This window comes from Streptomyces sp. NPDC001020 (genome assembly GCF_053599115.1).
In genome coordinates this window covers 1-1070 of record NZ_JBSFLQ010000107.1, presented here as the reverse complement: position 1 = coordinate 1070, position 1070 = coordinate 1, and the positions used below count along the sequence as shown (strand labels likewise).

The window sequence follows — 1070 nt, the reverse complement described above, 5'->3', positions numbered from 1 at the left end:
TGTTCTGCCCCGGGAGGTTGTGGACGGTGACAGGGCTCACCACTGATCGATCTTGAAATAGGTGAGGGCCTTCTGGCCTGGTGTGGATTGCGACATCTGCACCGGCAACAGAAAGGCCCTCGTGCCCCACCGTAATGCACCCCTGACCGAGACCGGCCGCCTGCGTCTGGCCCGCTGCGTGGTCGAGGACAACTGGACCCTGCGCCGGGCCGCGGAACGCTTCCAGGTCTCGCCGACGACAGCCCAGAGGTGGGCCGACCGCTACCGGCAGTTCGGCGAGGCGGGCATGGCCGACCGCTCCAGCCGCCCCCACACCAGCCCGCGCCAAACCCCGACCCGCACCGAGCGCCGGATCATCAAGGTTCGCGTCCTGCGCCGCTGGGGACCCGCACGGATCGCCGGTCTGCTGCGGCTGGTGCCCTCGACCGTGCACCGCGTGCTCACCCGCTACGGTCTGGCCCGCCTCGCGCACCTGGACCGGGCCACCGGCCGCGTCATACGCCGCTACGAACGCGACCGGCCCGGCGACCTGGTGCACGTCGACATCAAGAAACTCGGCAACATCCCCGACGGCGGCGGCCACAAGGCCCTCGGCCGGCAAGCAGGCCGAAAGACCCGCTCGAACGTCGGCTACAGCTACCTGCACACCGCCGTCGACGACCACTCCCGCCTCGCCTACAGCGAGATCCACGCGGACGAGAAGAAGGAGACCGCCACCGGCTTCTGGCAGCGGGCCCACGCCTTCTTCACCGAGTGCGGGATCACCGTCGAGCGGGTCCTGACTGACAACGGCTCCTGCTACCGCTCACACGACTGGCGCCAGGCACTGGCAGCGGCCGGGATCGCCCACAAGCGAACCCGGCCCTACCGGCCGCAGACGAACGGCAAGGTCGAACGCTTCAACCGCACCCTGCTCGACGAGTGGGCCTACGCCCGCCCCTACCGCTCCGAGCAGGAACGACGCGACGCCTTCCCCGAATGGCTGCACACCTACAATCACCACCGCGGACACACCGCGCTGAAAGGCCAACCACCCGCCAGCCGCGTTCCTAACCTCACGAGGCAATACA

The 1070-nt window shown here is 69.0% G+C and carries 1 protein-coding gene; it reads left to right on the top strand.

Annotated elements, in window-relative coordinates:
• Positions 1 to 121 precede the first annotated feature (121 nt).
• Positions 122 to 1070: IS481 family transposase (locus ACWDEX_RS37210; RefSeq protein ID WP_450469122.1), on the top strand; the 949-nt coding region annotated here is incomplete at its 3' end.